Below are 14,176 nucleotides of genomic sequence, written 5' to 3'. Positions count from 1 at the left end.
CCCAGCCGCACGTATTCGACTCCAGTCGTTGATCCGACACCTAGCACAGATGCTCCAGTTCAAATTATTGACCGTCGCGAACAGACCCTATAAACGAATGGGTTGCGGGTGCGAGTCAAACTAGAGACTGAGGAGACGAGAAAAGTTAGAAGTTAGGAGGCGAGGAGTTATTAATTCAATCATCACTCCTAACTTTTCCCAGTCTCCAATTAGCGGGAGGAAATAAGAATCGTGCTTACTCAGCAAAAACGTGCATTTGGTGTTTTCTTAGACATTCAGAATGCAGAAGGCGCTATTGAGGAAATGAAAGCCGCTGGCTTTCCGATGAATCAAGTTTCTACCATCAGCAAAGAGCCACAGCAAGTGTCGCCGCCACCGGAAAATAAGGCGCAAGAGGGAACAAACATTGGCGCGATCGCAGGTGGTGCAGTTGGCGGTACCGTCGGTTTAGCTATTGGGTTAGGCACCCTGGCAGCTATTCCAGGTGTCGGCGCGATCGCATTAATCGGAGCAGCAGCAACAGCCTTGGCAACCACGTTAACCAGTGGTGTAATCGGTGCTACAGCAGGTAGCTTATTGGGTGGATTAATTGGCTACGGTATTCCGGAAGAACAAGCTGCAATTTACGAGCATCGCATCCATAGCGGTGAATACTTTGTGATGGTAGAAGGCACAGAAGCCGAGGTGCGTCAAGCGGAAGCTATCCTCAGCCGTTGGAATGTTCAAGAATTGAGAATTTACGACGCCGCAACACCACTACCGCCAGCTATAACTAACAGAATAGAAAGACCACTTTAAACAAGGCAATCCTGTAAAAGGTAAAAGGCAAAAAAGAAAAAACTAAACTTAAGGTTGGGCTAAGGCGACCTAACCCAACCTTCCATATCCATCTGTTAGGCGTGGCTCCGGCTCAACCTAAACTTACAAATAACTGAATTTCAATTTTTAATTTTTAATTCCTGATGCAGTGGTACACTAAGCCAAAAAAATTGCACAATAGAGGCAGTTTATAGTTGCTGCAAGACAAATGCCGAGCTTACTCGCTGATGCCAAAAACTTGCTCGCCGATCTGGTTGCTCGTTACTCCTCCCGCGTGGATTATTTAGCGATTCGACTAGAAGAAGCCGAAGGAACCGATATATTTTTGCGAGGCGACAAAATAGAAACCCTCACAGAAGGCATCTCCATTGGTGGACAAGTCCGGGCTTGTTACAAAGGAGGCTGGGGCTTTGCTTCATTCAATCAGCTTTCTACCCTAGCAGAACGGGTGGAAGAAGCGACAAGCGCGGCTCGGATGATTGGCGATGAAGAAACCCTGCTGGCTCCCATAGACCCAGTGCAAGCTATATGTAAGCTGGCGTTGACAGGCACAGATCCGCGACAAATTTCCCTGAAAAGCAAAAAAGAATTGTGCGATCGCTACACCTCCATTCTCAAGAGCGCCAGTTCTTCAATTACCACCACCTCCATCCGGTACAGCGACACATCCCAGCGAATTATCCTCGCCACCTCAGAGGGAACGATGATCGAACAATCCTGGGTGGACATGGAAATGCGCTTTGCTGCAACCGCCCGTAATGGCGAAACTGTGCAAACAGGACGCGAAACCACAGGTTCCCGCAAAGCCTACGAAGATTTAACCAATCTTGACGAGCAGGTAAAAAGTGCCGCACTCCGAGGGGTGGATGCCCTTTCACTACCCCCAGTAAAAGGCAACACCTACACTGTAGTGATTGACCCCATACTCAGCGGGCTATTTGTCCACGAAGCCTTTGGTCATCTCTCAGAAGCAGACATGGCTTACGAAAACCCCGACTTACTGGAAGTCATGACCTTGGGACGGCGATTTGGGCCAAAAGAGTTGCAAATCTTTGATGGTGCCGCACCTGCTGGTCATCGCGGTAGCTACTTATACGACGATGAAGGGACACCAGCCACCACAACTCAGCTAATTGAAGATGGCGTTTTAGTCGGACGGCTTCACTCCCGCGAAACCGCCGGGAAATTAGAAGAAGCGCCCACAGGCAATGCTCGTTGTCTTAACTACCACTATCCGCCCCTCGTCCGTATGACGAATACATGGATTGAGCGGGGTAAGACACCTGTGCCAGATTTATTCACAGGCATCAAAGAAGGCGTTTATGCCCGCAACTGGTTAGGCGGCATGACAAACGGGGAAATGTTCACCTTCTCCGCCGCTGAAGCCTGGATGATCCGCGATGGGAAAATTGCTGAACCAGTTCGAGATGTAACGCTTTCCGGTAACGTCTTCAGCACGTTAGCTGATATTGAAGCCATTGGTGATGATTTCTACTGGGATGAATCCGGCGGTTGCGGCAAAGGCGGACAAAACGGTTTACCTGTAGGCTGTGGCGGCCCAAGTCTGCGAATCAAAAATGTCATTGTCGGGGGAGATGCGGACTAGAGTTTTGAGTTTTGCGGAGCCGGAAAGTTCCGTTGCTCCGCAGTTTTGAACCTTGAGAATTTTTTCTTATAGCGGTTCTTAGGATGCAATACACTCTGACCCCTAGCCCTTGAAGGGTTGGGGCTAACTCCCCCTTTTCTTCAAGCAGGGCGGGTTCTTAATTGTCATCCTGAAAAAAAATGGAGAGTGCGCGATGTCAACAGAAACAAAAACCCCAAAAGTAGTCGTCGTTGGTGCAGGTTGGGCAGGTTTAGGAGCTACCTACCACCTAGCAAAACAAGGCTACGACGTAACCCTTCTAGAAGCTGGTTCTTATCCCGGTGGCTTAGTCGCAGGCTGGAAAACAGCGGCGGGGCGTTCTGTCGAAGCTGGTATTCACGGCTTCTGGTATCCGTACCGAAATATATTCTCTCTGGTAAACGAATTAGGGCTAAATCCCTTCACACCTTGGACTCGTTCCTCCCAGTATTCCCCCGCAGGATTAGAAGTTGAATCGCCGATTTTTCAAGATTTGCCGCGACTACCTACGCCGCTTGGGACTTTTCTCTACACTCAGTTTAAGCGGTTGCCGTTAAGCGATCGCATTTCAGCTTTACCTCTACTCTACGCCGTCCTCGATTTTGACAACTCTGATGAAGCGTGGCGACGCTACGACAAGGTGACAGCAAGAGAACTCTTCAAAGATTTTGGTGTTTCGGCACGACTTTACCATGATTCCTTCGAGCCGATGCTGCTGGTAGGTTTATTTGCCCCCGGAGAGCAATGTTCCGCCGCCGCTGCACTGGGTATGCTTTATTACTTCATTTTGGCTCACCAACCCGATTTTGATGTCGTCTGGTGTCGCGGAACTGTCGGAGAAAAGATATTTCGTCCTTGGGTGGAACGTATTGAACAAGCGGGTGCAAAATTACTCGCAAACCGTCGAGTAAGTGACGTGATTGTTGATAGCAATAATCAAACGACAGCGGTTGTCTGCGGTGATGAAGTTTTTGAAGCTGATGCTGTTATCTTTGCTGTTGGTATCAGCGGTATGAAGAAGATTGTATCAAGTAGCCCTAGCTTACAAAGTCGTCAAGAATTTCGGGATATTCACAATTTGGGGGCAGTTGATGTGTTAGCAACTCGCCTCTGGTTTGACCGCAAAATTAATATTCCTCGTCCTTCTAATGCCTGTTTTGGTTTCAATGCAACAACTGGCTGGACATTTTTTGATTTGAACGTGCTGCATGATGAATACCGCGATGAACCGGGAACAGTTATTGAGGCAGATTTTTATCACGCTAATCAGTTTATACCGTTAAGCGACGAGGAAATTGTGCCGCTAGTTCAGCGCGATTTAGCAACTTGCGTGCCAGCTTTTCGCGAAGCCAAGGTAATTGATAGCAGCGTTATTCGTCTGCCAAATGCAGTTACTCACTTTCTCCCCGGTAGCTATCAGTATATGTTGCCAGGAGAGACGAGTATCAATAATGTCTTTATGAGTGGTGATTGGATTATTACTCGTCACGGTTCCTGGTCGCAGGAAAAGGCTTATGTAACAGGTTTGGAAGCAGCAAATTTGGTAATTTCACGCTTTAGTAGTGGAAGTAAGGCTTTGATTTTACCAGTCGAGGCGGATGAACCGCATATTCAATTTGGTCGGTCAATTAACCAAACTATACGCAGCTTCGGCAAAACTTTCTTATCCGATATTTGGCTACCTTAGCTAAATTCTATTGTGCTGTACCTAAAGCTGTAGGTATTGGCGCAGAATGTTTTGAGCTTGCTGTAATAGTTCTGCTTCTAGTTCGCCTACCCGTTGAATTAAGCGCACTTTGTCAAAGGTCATAGGTTCGACGCACACCAGCAGGCTATCTACAGATAGCCCATTTTGTGATGATGAGGATATTCTCACCACCGCAGGCGAAATTCGAGGGTCATCAATCCGTGCTGAGGTAAAGGGCAAAACCGTTACCTTACTACGCTGTGCATTAAATACGCTACCAGAAATTATCAGCGCCGGACGGGTTTTTCTAATCTCTGTACCTACAGATGGATCGAAGGTCACAATCCAGATGCTTCCCAGTCCGTAATCACCGCCGTTTGCCATTCGCTCTCCCAACCTAATTCCAGTTCATCTACCAAAGAACAAGCTGCTGCCAGTGCTGCATCTTCTTGCTGCTGTCGCCATTGTTGCAAGAGAGATTCAATTAAAGCACTGCGATTTTCAACTTTTTGGTCGAGGTAAGTCAGCAATTCCTCTGGCAATGAGATAGATATTTTAGCCATATCCTACCTAGAGTCATACTATAAGTAGTATAAGTTGTTTAGGGCGCGATCGCGTTTTGGTAGGTATGCGATCGCATACTCAACCCATAGACATAGCAAAACTTTATTACCTAATTTTTGGCTACCTTAGAATTATTTAGCTGTCTTCTTTTCTTCAGTCCAAACACTGCACCAAAACCACTTAGCAATACCAAAGCAGATGTCAAAGAGGATTCGGGAACTGGCTTTGATTGGCTAGTTACGTTCACATTTACATCCAGAGCATCCCCTGTAGAATACACATAATTAAAAGCATCTTTGTCATCGAGAACGCTGGCACGCAAGAAAAGTGCGCTCCAACGCGCTACAGTTTCTACTGCTACATCTTGTGCAATTGTCGGATTTATATCCGGTCTTGCACCCACAGGATTGTTAGTATTTGTGATGCCATAGTGGTTAGCACCCAAAACAGTAATCAATGCTTTAGGAGGGTTTTGGATCTGCTCGTATGTTTTTTGAGCATTGACAGGAAGAGCAACGTTATCAAGATTTCCCTGCAAGAGAGCAGTCGGAATTTCTGAATTGTTGATGGGGATAAACTCTTGAGTATTGAAGTTCCGTAAATTTGCACCAAAAAACGCTCCTGCTACGAGTTCATTAGGTCGGCTGAAGGAGCCTTCACATAAAATAGGAAGGCAGAGGTTGGCAATAGCGGATAGTCCGACAGCACCCCCTTGGGAGTGACCGAGCAAGGCTAGTTTCTGTGTATTGATAACGCCCGCAACAGGTGAAGTAGAGTTGGAGTTCTCTTGCACCATTTGTACCAGAACCGCGTTTAATTGTGACGTTTCGGGTAGAAGTCCCGTAAATCCGAACTGTGGCAGTGACTTCTGGTGATTGGGTACAACCACTACAAATCCGTAGCTTGCTACTGTACTGGCGAAATTTGTGTAATTTGATTTATCGACATTCGCACCTTGCAACAGCAGAGCAATAGGAAATGAGTAGTTGCCAGTTTTCAGGTTCGCTGGGTTTGGAAAGTAGATATCTGCTAAGTCATTATTAGCGGAGATTGTTGTGCTGTAGCTACCCACATCGTTAAACAAAGGAGCATTGCTGAACCTTGCAGCGGCAGTTTCCCCGATACCACCAACAATAAACACTGCACCAGCAGAAGCTATTGACAACACTCTTAGGGTAGCCACAGAACTTACTCCTTTATCAAATACGTATGCAGGATGAGAGATCATCAAATAATATTACTAGCAACAACTTTTTTTGGATACAGAATGCGACGTTGAACACAGCTGCTTCGCTTCACGCATCCTCGTTACCTACTCAACTTGATATCGTGGTAGAAAACGCGGGGTTAAGTCCTATGGTGACGACAGCGAAAACCACTCAAGGGAGAGTTGTACTGAAAAACATTAGTTGGCAAACTTTTGAAACAATACTTGCAGAGATGGGAGAAGATCGTAACACCCGACTGGCTTACGATCGCGGAATGCTGGAAGTTATGACCCCTCTGATGCCTCATGAGAGCAACAATAGACTGCTGGAACACTTGGTTTTCGCTTTAGCTGAGGAACTTAACCTTAACCTCAGAAGCGCTGGATCTCTCACTTGTAAGCGTCCAGACCTTCAGCGGGGTGTTGAACCGGATTCTTGCTTTTATATTCAAAATGAACCGCTAATCAGACAGAAAAGGGATATCGATTTAACGATTGACCCACCTCCTGACTTAGCAGTGGAGGTGGACTATACCAGCGCTTCTGTTGACCGACTTTCAATTTATCTGGCTTTGGGTGTTCCGGAAGTTTGGCGTTACGACGAACCTGTAATGCAAATTTATCAATTGCGAGACGAAGTGTATGTTCCTTGCACTGTCTCTGCTACTTTTGCAAATCTACCCTTAACAACAGAAATTCCAGGGTTTCTGGAAGAAAGTCTAAGAATTGGGGAAATCCCCATGATTCGGTCTTTTCGCGCTTGGGTGAGACAGCAAATAGAGCATCGTGACGACAATCGTTGAGAAGAATCGAGAACGCGATCGCTCGAAAGATTTATTATATTCAAAGTTTAATTATCTAGATCCGATGTCTTATGCCTAACGTTGAGGAAGACGAAATCCGAGAGAATCGCATTGCAATGGAGATCATCGTTGATGCCTATGACGAGGAAGAACAGGCGATGGGATGGTACTACTACCTTAACGATAATCTTAACTTCCCCTTTAAAGCTAAGTGGGTGAGAAAGGGACGCAAATCATCCTCACCTGAAGGTAAAGAAGTTGAGGTGGTGGAAATGTCATCGGAGGATGAATGCTCGCACGATATGTTTGTAGAAGTGCTTTACAAAGATGCTACAGGTGAAGATACGTTCTCGGCTCGTTTATCTGATATAGAACCGATTGATGCTGATAGCGAAACCTTGGAAGCAATAGCCGATTGGCACTATTGGGTTGGCAGAGGATACGAGTTTTAAAGGAGTCGTTTTAATGGCAGTTTATCAAGTCCGGTTGGTGAATTCGGCACTCAATCTTGACCGCATCATCGAAGTACCAGACGATCAGTACATCTTGGATATGGCTGAAGATGCGAGGATTCGATTACCTTCTGGGTGCAAACAAGGGGAATGTTCGGCTTGTGTCGCCAAGTTGGTGAGTGGTGAAGTAGACCAAAGCGAACAAAAGTTTCTGCGTCCAAAAGAACTAGAGGCTGGGTATATCGTTACCTGTGTGGCTTATCCCCTGTCGGATTGCACTTTGGAAACCCACCAAGAGCAAGTTTTATATAAATCGGCTCTTTACTTTAAGCCGGAATGATTTTTGTTATTACTAGGACAATTAACAAAAGTCCTAGTGATACAATTATTTTTAGACTAATTCTTTTTATCTATCCCTTTAATTTAAAATCCAAAATAGTATGCGTCGCTTACTTTACGAAAACTCGGTTTCCTATAAAGGACATCTAATCATCCCGTTTGTTTTTGGGATGGCTAATGGTGATATCTACTCTTATACATTACTCTCTGAATTGGGACATAAAGGTAAATTCCATAAGGTAGAAAATCCTGCTGGCATCTATTCTAGTCGCATTGCTGGCATCATTGATGTTGCCAAGGAACATCTAGATGAACATTCAGATATTGTCAGTATGGGTGATTATTTTAAGAGTAGATACGTCTATCGTGAGAATTTGATAATTGTCTATCAATTATCAGAAAAATATTTTTATGACCATTATAAACCTGAAAGTTTAAATAATGTTGCTGCACCCAAAATATTTACAAGCGATCGCGAGTGTATAAACTGGATAAAACGGGGACTCGATAGTTCGCAGATTAATCAAGAAGTATAAGCTAAAAACTCCAAACCGCATAGCAAAGAAACCCAACACAATATAAGCGTTTGTTGGGTTTCGCGTCGCACGAGACTAGCTTACAATTATGGTTAATTAATGGGTTATGCTGTGGTGTGACCTGCCTAAATATCTACATTTTGTTTGGAATTGGAACGCGCCTGTTTTATCATTTCAATGAGTGTATGGTGAGCATCTTCGGCATCTTTTAGCGCATGGTCGAACTGAATGCGAATTGGCGTAGCATCATCATTCATTTGGGCAATTAGATTCATTCCCAAAGAATCAATTGATAGCATTTCTGCTGCGATCGCATTGGGAGTATCGCCAAAAGTTTTAGCGTAGAGAACTATTGCATCTGCATGGTCATCGTTCATGTGTTTGCAGATGCGATCGCTTATTTCAGCAGTTATTTGTTCAGACATTAGTTAAATTCCTCTTGTATAAGAATATCCTAGCTCCCCTGATTAAGCCCTGTTGGGGGGATCTCCTTGACAAAATCTGCAACTACGGTGACAAATTTAGCCGTAGATTCATAGGGTAAAACATTACGTCCTGACATTTTGACACCGTGACCGTTCGGTAAAGACTTCAGATAGTCAGCTATTCGTTCATCAGGTGTTTCCCCTTTTCCAGACTGACTGATACTTGATGCGGTGTCTCCTACGACTACTAGAGTAGGTTGGGTAATGGATGCGATCGCATTCTGATAATCCTGTCGCCAAAATCCCGCCAAAAACGAAAAAACAGCATAGCGACTATCTGGATTAACCGCACCTTTCACCAGTGTATCCAACCACTCCTCATCTACTGAATCCTCATCAGCAAATAATTGGCGAATCGAGAACGAATCTAAAAACTGCGGTCGTCGCGCATAACGGTAAAAAGCACTACCAAAAGGAGATTCTAACAGATTCCAAACTATTTTTTGCTTCAAACCTTTTGAAGGTTTAGTAATCACCGCCCACGCCGGAGGCCCAGCCAACACCAAACCTCTAACCAAGTTAGATTGTAAGCGAACTAACTCAATTGCTACAGGTAACAAGGCACCTTGCACCAACACAATCACAGGTTTTTGTACCACTGTTTGCAAAAAATGTTGCAACTGTTCAGCCCAATCTGCGGGATTATAAGCAACAGGCGGCATATCGCTTTCACCGCATCCTAATAAATCAGGATTGTAAATTGAATTTTGGCAATCTTTTTCATACCATTCGCGGCAGAATCTATCCCAAAACTTGCGAGATAACCCGACCCCAATAGGATGAATTAACAGCAAGGGAATTCCGTTATCTGTTGTTTGATTAATTGGATTATAAACTTCGTAAGCACAGCGATAATTTTTCCAAGTATAAAACTGTGTTGGAGAAACTGCCACATTCTCAGTAATCATTGAATTTTCAGATACTGATTGCATAATTTTTTGCGTCCTTTTGGTTGAAAAACTCACAACTATCGTTCGTAAGAGTAAATATCTCCAGGTTGCTTAAACAAAGCATCTGAACTCTGAGAAAGTAATTGTAAATCTTCTTTATCTAGACTCCAACTTAAAGCTTCCACATTTTTTTGGATCTGCTGACGATCTGTAGTAAAGCCAGAGATTACAGCAGCAACACCAGGCTGTTGCTTAACCCAATTTAGCGTAACTTGGGAAATAGTCTTATTGTATTTCTGCGCTACCTGTGCCAATGTCTCCAGCATTTCCAGTACAGGTTTCCAACCACCGTGCGCTCTAATCATACTATTGTAATAGAAGCTACGAGCGTGAGATAATTCGCTTGGAGGTGAGGTGACACCTCGAAACTTTTCTGACAAGAAACCGCCTGCTAAAGGGCCATATGGCAACAAAGCAATATTCTGCTTCAGGCAAAGCGTCTGCATTGAGTTTTCAACACGTCTGTCAATTAAACTATACTGAACTTGATGACTGCTGATGGGGGCGTATTCTACAGCTTTTTCCAACATAGGAGTATTGAAGTTGGTGACACCAAGCTGGCGAATTTTTCCCTGTTCTAATAATTCATTGAAAGCTGCAAAAGTAGAGTCAAAATCTAGCTGCGGGTTGTGCCAGTGGATTTGCACGCAATCCAAGGTATCCTGCTGCAAATTGCGGAGAGAAGCTTCAATTTTGCTTTTAATTTGTGCGGGAGTGGGGACATTTCCGAAAAAGACAGCTTTAGTAAAAATTGTGCGATCGCGTCCTTTCAGCAAGCGACCAACAACACTTTCACTGCGTCCATAAATGTCTGCTGTATCAAAAGTATTGATACCTAAAGCTAAGTAAATGTCCAGCGCACGGGCAATGTCATTTTCTGAAATTTGTTTCCAGCTGCGGTCATCGAGTTGCCAGCAACCGACAATTAAAGATGTATTTGAAAGTAATTCTTTATTGCTCATGCCTTATAATATATCAATTACACTATCATTTGTGGATGAATCAACTGATATCCTGCGTCTTTTATCTTTTGATTAGAAACCAGGGCATTGCATGGTCGAAGACTCTTAAGAGACGAATCCCATAAAACTTTAGGTAAATTGTGCTTTTCGCACATTCTATCCAGCAGTTCTCTACTTGTCAGATGGGCATCATCTACTAAGTTATAAATGCCTTGTAGTCGGTGCTGACGGACGAATTCTATACCAGCAACGATATCATCAAGGCGAATCCAGTTTGTAATATCTTCTCCGCTTCCAGGTCTGGTTGTTCCGGGTGCATTGCGAAAAATCTTCACCAGTTCGCGACCAGAACCATAAATTCCACCCAAGCGAAGAATACAAACGCCTAGATTTTCAGTTGAGGCTGACAGTAATACTTCCTCAGTTTGAGAGAGAATTTTACCAGTAGAATTTTCAGGCGCAACGGGTAATTCTTCATCTACTAATGAGCCATTTCTATTGCCATAAATAGAGTAGCTTCCCGTGTAAATTAGTTGTTGCAGCGAACCTATTTGGGGTAAAATTGATACTAAAGTTTGAGCTGTTTCTAGATAAGTTTCTTCGTACTCATTGGCACTTTTCGCACCAACACTCAAAAGCACAGTACCCTGGTTTTCCAAGACTGACTTTAGACCTTCTGGATCGTTGCCTTTAACTACGACAACTCGTTGGGCAACTGCTTCCAATTCTGAAACTTTTTCCGGGGTGGTTGTGGTTGCGGTGATAACAAAACCTAATTTTTGCCAATATTCAGCAACTGCTTTACCAACGTAACCACAGCCAATAATTGCTACGTTCATGACGATTCCGATGTGAATAAATATAGTGGCAAATGCCCGTACATTTCGTTAATTCCTCCGTCATATGCAGACTGGCAGGAAATTAGGACTCCGCGATGTTCTCCTGTGTAAGAATCAAGATAACATAAGCCTGTTTTTGGGTTAAATTTGATGTAAACAGAGCCATCTATTGCCGATAATTGGGGGACTTCATAACCCAACGCTTCTGTATAAGTTTTCAAAGCCAGAATACCCTGTTCTGCGGTGTCGGCGCAAATTCCTAATATTTGATTATCGCAAAGCTCTGTCACCAAAAGTAAAGCTTGACGAATTGAGTCTTTAGTTGGTGCTGATTCACTGGAATTTACGCAGTCGAAAGCCTTAAGGATTTTATGCGCTTCTTCAACAGTGAGATTAGCCGGGTTTTGTAGGGACATAAATTTTACAGTTATTTTGCTAACTCACGCTCAATTGCAGCAATCAATTCTGGAGAATCTGGCTTGACGCTACTATTAAATCTGGCGACCACTTCACCCTGCTTGCTGATTAAGAATTTCTCAAAATTCCAAGAAACATTTCCTGTAGGTTCAACTGCATTGGTGAGTCGATTATAAAGTGGGTGCTGTTGGGCACCTTTGGCGTGAACTTTGTCAAACATCTCAAAGTTAACGCCGTAGTTTTTCGTGCAGAATTGCATAATTTCTGCGTTGCTTCCAGGTTCTTGCGCTCCAAAGTCGTTGCAGGGGAAAGCTAAGACGCGCAACCCAGTATCTCGATATTTTTGGTTTAACTGTTCCAGTCCTTTGTATTGAAGCGTGTAGCCGCAGTAGGAAGCCACATTTACTATTAAGAGTACCTTTCCGGCGTACTCGGAGAGTTGTTTATCTTCCCCATTGATGGTTTTTACGGCGATGTCGGAAACTGTGTTGCTCATTTTGAATTTTCTTCCATTTTGTATTGTGGTAGCACACTTAAAATAGTGCATATTTTGTAGGTTGGGGAGCCAGACGAAAAGCGGGGGTTCCCCTCGTTGAGCGATGTGGCGTTTGAGGCACCTCACCCAATAACTCACGCTTGTTTACTGGATGTTGAGTTTCAAAAACCTTACCTACCTCCAAGATTGTAAGGGTTTTGGTGCATTAACTTGCACTTACGCACCCAACTTGCTTAGGTATTATCCGTTAATTTAGCAAGTAACCAGTTGTTGGATTTTGCCATCGAAACCCAACAAATCCTTGTGGGTATTAGGTTGCGATCGCATAACCCAATATACAATTCTTCTTACGCTAATCTACGTACTTATTAGAGAAATTACTGAACTTTTTAATACTTGCCGGACACGGAGATAAGCTGTCGAAAAACTTATCGGCGTGGGAAAAGACTCGACAGATACACCTATCTTTAATTGAGGCAACTTTAGTGAATATAAGTTTTTTCAAGAACAAAACGTGGAAATTTTTGCTGGCGTTTGCGATCGCGTTCGTTCTATCATTTGAATTCAACACCGTCGCCACATCCCAAACCACTCGCATCCTCCTGGGTTATGGTGGCGGCGCTAGCTTAGTCCAAGGTACCTGGACAGATAGCCTGGACATTTCTAAAGAAGCAGGCTTACCCAAACCAGATATGCAGCAGATTTGGGTAGGTAAGGGATGGGAGCCAATCTGGTATGGTTGCGTCTCAGGTCAGACTACTTGCACAAGTACAGCTAGGATGAAACAAGAAGGTGTCATCCCGGTTTTTATCCTTGACTTCATCACAGCCGACGTCCAAACTAAAAAAACTTGGGCGGAAATTGAAGCTAGGAAAAGTTGGTATTTTTCCGAGTTAGACCGCTTCGCCAAGGAAGTGCTAGCTAAAACCACAGGACAAGTATACCTAGTGCTAGAACCAGAGCATAACTTAGTGGGAACTCTCCGCGACCCCGCCTTAGTATCATCTGGTTGGGATGCGAGTATACCGCAAAATTTTGGTAAATTGATGGCTGAAGCTGCCCAAAGACTACGCAATGCAAGTCGGTCTGTCACGGGACTGCGGGTGAAAGTTGGTTTAGCTTTTGGTGACTTCAACCCCGGAACAGGTGGTTTAGACAAATTTCTAACCACTCTGAGTGCAGCAGCACCAGGAGTAGAGTTTTTTGGCTTCCAAGTGACGCAGGGGCCGTGGCGTAATGATGGCAACGGATGCCAACGCTTAACCCCGGATCAAGCTAAGCTTTATTATATGCCTGACCGGATAATCGAGATTGCTAACTTCATCAAGACCAAACTGGGAAAATCGTCTATGATAGACTACCTTTTCCTGATGGCAGATCCAAACACTGATTGGGATAATGGTGGAGCTTTAGTTTATCAGGAGTTGCGATCGCGCCAGCAAGAATTGCTTAATGCTGGATTGTTTGGTTTGATGCACTTTACCCAAGTTGATACGCCACTATCCGAACCCAATGGTTACTGGTGCGATGGTGAGAAGTACAGAGGCATTATCGCACCCGCCGCACATCTGGCAGACTACAGTTACCAACGACCTTTTTATCTCAAAAAGATGGGACAGGCGTTAGGGTATTGGATAGCAAATCGTTAAAAAGTGTAAAAAACCCGACACTAACAAAGCTCGCGTTGCGCGGGCTTTGTTAATATAGCGATTCCCACTTCGGTGCAATACAAATTTACCTCTCCCCAACCCCTCCCCTTCAAGGGGAGGGGCTAATACCCCTTTCCCCGTATAAAACATTTATTGGGCTTCCCTCTCCTCCTAGTAGCGCGGCAAGCTTAAAATATTGGGTAGAGCAGATGTCAAAAATTCTTTAATACAAGCATTTTGGCGTTCAATGAACCCAACATTTTAGGCTAGACACGACACTAGGAGAGGGTTAGGGAGAGGTGAGAAGGGGCTGTGGGTTAGTTTCTGTATTTAATACAACTGAGAAA

17 protein-coding genes are annotated in these 14,176 nt (G+C 44.2%); 8 read left to right on the top strand and 9 right to left on the bottom strand.

Annotated elements, in window-relative coordinates; genetic code table 11:
• The first annotated feature begins 231 nt into the window (after positions 1 to 231).
• The 3 genes from H6F63_RS23435 (at position 232) to H6F63_RS23425 (ending at position 4,130) form a co-directional block, all read left to right on the top strand.
• Positions 232 to 798, top strand: coding sequence for a DUF1269 domain-containing protein (locus H6F63_RS23435; protein ID WP_190639790.1), 567 nt, complete (start codon positions 232 to 234; stop codon positions 796 to 798).
• A 229-nt stretch (positions 799 to 1,027) separates the two neighbouring features.
• Positions 1,028 to 2,425, top strand: coding sequence for a TldD/PmbA family protein (locus tag H6F63_RS23430; RefSeq protein WP_190639789.1), 1,398 nt, complete (start codon positions 1,028 to 1,030; stop codon positions 2,423 to 2,425).
• A 193-nt stretch (positions 2,426 to 2,618) separates the two neighbouring features.
• On the top strand, positions 2,619 to 4,130 hold the full coding sequence (locus H6F63_RS23425) for an FAD-dependent oxidoreductase (RefSeq protein ID WP_190639788.1): 1,512 nt from the start codon (positions 2,619 to 2,621) through the stop codon (positions 4,128 to 4,130).
• Between the two features lie 21 nt (positions 4,131 to 4,151).
• Here the strand turns inward: H6F63_RS23425 and H6F63_RS23420 are convergent, their stop codons facing one another.
• The 3 genes from H6F63_RS23420 to H6F63_RS23410 all read right to left on the bottom strand — a co-directional run bounded on the left by H6F63_RS23420 (position 4,152) and on the right by H6F63_RS23410 (position 5,877).
• Positions 4,152 to 4,514, bottom strand: coding sequence for a type II toxin-antitoxin system PemK/MazF family toxin (locus H6F63_RS23420; RefSeq protein ID WP_190639787.1), 363 nt, complete (start codon positions 4,512 to 4,514; stop codon positions 4,152 to 4,154).
• Positions 4,469 to 4,693: a ribbon-helix-helix domain-containing protein gene (locus tag H6F63_RS23415; RefSeq protein ID WP_190437068.1), complete on the bottom strand. Its 225-nt coding sequence runs from the start codon at positions 4,691 to 4,693 to the stop codon at positions 4,469 to 4,471. The genes H6F63_RS23420 and H6F63_RS23415 overlap by 46 nt, the downstream gene beginning before the upstream one ends.
• A gap of 110 nt (positions 4,694 to 4,803) precedes the next feature.
• On the bottom strand, positions 4,804 to 5,877 hold the full coding sequence (locus H6F63_RS23410; RefSeq protein ID WP_199298232.1) for a chlorophyllase: 1,074 nt from the start codon (positions 5,875 to 5,877) through the stop codon (positions 4,804 to 4,806).
• A 173-nt stretch (positions 5,878 to 6,050) separates the two neighbouring features.
• Here H6F63_RS23410 and H6F63_RS23405 point away from each other — a divergent pair, with 173 nt between their 5' ends.
• The 4 genes from H6F63_RS23405 (at position 6,051) to H6F63_RS23390 (ending at position 8,031) form a co-directional block, all read left to right on the top strand.
• Positions 6,051 to 6,704, top strand: a complete 654-nt coding sequence (locus tag H6F63_RS23405) for a Uma2 family endonuclease (RefSeq protein ID WP_190639924.1) — start codon at positions 6,051 to 6,053, stop codon at positions 6,702 to 6,704.
• 71 nt (positions 6,705 to 6,775) lie between these two features.
• On the top strand, positions 6,776 to 7,156 hold the full coding sequence (locus H6F63_RS23400) for a calcium-binding protein (RefSeq protein ID WP_190437077.1): 381 nt from the start codon (positions 6,776 to 6,778) through the stop codon (positions 7,154 to 7,156).
• Between the two features lie 13 nt (positions 7,157 to 7,169).
• Positions 7,170 to 7,496, top strand: coding sequence for a 2Fe-2S iron-sulfur cluster-binding protein (locus H6F63_RS23395; RefSeq protein ID WP_190437078.1), 327 nt, complete (start codon positions 7,170 to 7,172; stop codon positions 7,494 to 7,496).
• Between the two features lie 100 nt (positions 7,497 to 7,596).
• Positions 7,597 to 8,031, top strand: a complete 435-nt coding sequence (locus H6F63_RS23390; protein ID WP_190639785.1) for a hypothetical protein — start codon at positions 7,597 to 7,599, stop codon at positions 8,029 to 8,031.
• A gap of 125 nt (positions 8,032 to 8,156) precedes the next feature.
• On the opposite strand, the gene H6F63_RS23385 is transcribed toward H6F63_RS23390, so the two are convergent.
• The 6 genes from H6F63_RS23385 to H6F63_RS23360 are packed head-to-tail and all read right to left on the bottom strand — an operon-like array spanning position 8,157 to position 12,180.
• Entirely contained in the window at positions 8,157 to 8,456 is a 300-nt protein-coding gene (locus H6F63_RS23385) for a DUF2470 domain-containing protein (RefSeq protein WP_190639784.1), read from the bottom strand.
• Positions 8,457 to 8,485: 29 nt separating this feature from the next.
• Positions 8,486 to 9,448, bottom strand: a complete 963-nt coding sequence (locus H6F63_RS23380; RefSeq protein WP_242020070.1) for an alpha/beta fold hydrolase — start codon at positions 9,446 to 9,448, stop codon at positions 8,486 to 8,488.
• 35 nt (positions 9,449 to 9,483) lie between these two features.
• Positions 9,484 to 10,428, bottom strand: coding sequence for an aldo/keto reductase (locus H6F63_RS23375; RefSeq protein ID WP_190639783.1), 945 nt, complete (start codon positions 10,426 to 10,428; stop codon positions 9,484 to 9,486).
• A 17-nt stretch (positions 10,429 to 10,445) separates the two neighbouring features.
• Positions 10,446 to 11,267 (bottom strand): SDR family oxidoreductase, encoded by an 822-nt coding sequence (locus H6F63_RS23370; RefSeq protein WP_190639782.1) that lies wholly within the window; start codon positions 11,265 to 11,267, stop codon positions 10,446 to 10,448.
• The gene (locus H6F63_RS23365; RefSeq protein WP_190639781.1) at positions 11,264 to 11,683 is read right to left on the bottom strand and encodes a DUF1824 family protein; all 420 of its coding nucleotides are present in this window, start codon (positions 11,681 to 11,683) and stop codon (positions 11,264 to 11,266) included. Before H6F63_RS23365 ends, H6F63_RS23370 begins: the two co-directional genes overlap by 4 nt.
• A gap of 11 nt (positions 11,684 to 11,694) precedes the next feature.
• The gene (locus tag H6F63_RS23360) at positions 11,695 to 12,180 is read right to left on the bottom strand and encodes a glutathione peroxidase (RefSeq protein ID WP_190639780.1); all 486 of its coding nucleotides are present in this window, start codon (positions 12,178 to 12,180) and stop codon (positions 11,695 to 11,697) included.
• Between the two features lie 485 nt (positions 12,181 to 12,665).
• On the opposite strand from H6F63_RS23360, the gene H6F63_RS23355 reads away from it, so the two are divergent.
• Entirely contained in the window at positions 12,666 to 13,829 is a 1,164-nt protein-coding gene (locus H6F63_RS23355) for a hypothetical protein (RefSeq protein ID WP_190639779.1), read from the top strand.
• The last annotated feature ends 347 nt before the right edge of the window (positions 13,830 to 14,176 follow it).

Source organism: Trichocoleus sp. FACHB-40 (genome assembly GCF_014695915.1).
Classification (GTDB): domain Bacteria; phylum Cyanobacteriota; class Cyanobacteriia; order Cyanobacteriales; family FACHB-T130; genus Funiculus; species Funiculus sociatus.
This window is presented reverse-complemented; position numbering and strand designations above follow the sequence as displayed.